A 1,450-nucleotide genomic window follows, 5' to 3' on the forward strand; every position below is an offset into this window, starting at 1 on the left:
TGCACTGCACCCCAAAGTTTGTACAAAACTTTGGGGTGTTTTTGTGTCTAAATATAAAGTAGAAGATAAATTAAATGTAATTAACGCATACCTAAACGGTATGGGATCTCAAATGGTAGCTAGAAAATTTGGGATTAAAAGTAGAAATACTGTTTTATGTTGGGTTAAGAGTTACAAAAAATATGGTCTAGATGGTCTGAAAAAAAGTAATAAAGTGATTGAATACTCTACTAAAGAGAAGCAATATATATTAAACTGGATGAAAACGACTAAATCATCTTATCCAGAGACAGCTTATCATTTTAATATTCCATCTCCATCAACTATCTGGACTTGGGAAAAGCGATTAGAGAAAAAAGGTATCGATGGTTTATTGTCCCGAAGGGAAAGAAAAGCCATGACAAAAAAGAAAACTAACAAAGCCAACTCAAACAACACTAATACCGATAAAGAAAAATTAAAGAAGCTTGAAGAAGAAAACTTAATGTTGAGAATAGAGAATGATTTCTTAAAAAAATTGAGGGCCTTAGACGACGAAGAAGACCAGAAGTAATTATTAAAATAATCGACGAACTAAGGCTGAAATACCATACTACTAAAACATTAATACTAAAGGCATTAAGGATATCTAGAAGTACCTATTATTACATTAGATCAATCCAAAATAAGCCTGATAAGTATGCTGAAATCACTAAAATTATCAAGGATATTAAAGATAAAAATAAATCCTACGGATATAGAAGAGTATGTTTAGAATTAACTAATCGTGGATACCGTGTTAACCACAAACTAGTATTAAAGATAATGAAAAAGAATAATTTACTATCCTCATCATATTCAAGAAAAACACGTAAGTATAATTCCTATCGTGGTCAAGTTGGAAAACTTAAATCAAATCAATTAAATCGAAGATTTAATACTGATAGACCATATCAAAAGCTCTGTACCGATATCAGTGAATTCAGATATGGAAATTGTGATATTAATCATCGTGTTTACCTTTCACCTATTATGGATTTATTTTCTGGTGAAATAATATCCTATAACATTAGCAGACATCCAAATATGAACTGTGTTATGAAGCCGCTGAAAGAAGTTATTCAATTAGTTAGGGGTTTACCATACAGAACGACCATTCATAGTGATCAGGGAGCTCAGTATCAAAGTCACATCTGGCAAAAAGAGCTTAAGAAGAATAAAATATTTCAAAGCATGTCCCGTAAGGGAAATTGTATTGATAACTCACCTATGGAATCATTTTTCCATATTATGAAAGCTGAAATCATGGACTGTAATTATGACTTTAAAGAGGATTTAATTTCATCAATGAAAATATGGATTGATTATTACAATAATCATCGTATTAAAACAAAACTAGGCGGAAAGTCACCGGTTCAATACCGGAAACTTTCCGCCTAGGAAAAACAATATAATAATGTACAACTTTTGG

At 31.1% G+C, this 1,450-nt stretch carries 2 protein-coding genes; both read left to right on the forward strand.

All coding sequences use genetic code 11. The features are described from left to right. The coding region (locus tag OEZ61_RS08015) for a helix-turn-helix domain-containing protein (protein WP_206672611.1) at nt 1-553 on the forward strand (553 nt) is incomplete at its 5' end. A gap of 11 nt (nt 554-564) precedes the next feature. Then, complete coding sequence (locus OEZ61_RS08020) at nt 565-1,419, forward strand: IS3 family transposase (protein WP_236782137.1); 855 nt, start codon at nt 565-567, stop codon at nt 1,417-1,419. Nucleotides 1,420-1,450 lie beyond the last annotated feature (31 nt).

Origin of the sequence: Apilactobacillus sp. EABW-1NA (genome assembly GCF_030398685.1) — a bacterium.
GTDB classification, from domain to species: domain Bacteria; phylum Bacillota; class Bacilli; order Lactobacillales; family Lactobacillaceae; genus Apilactobacillus; species Apilactobacillus waqarii.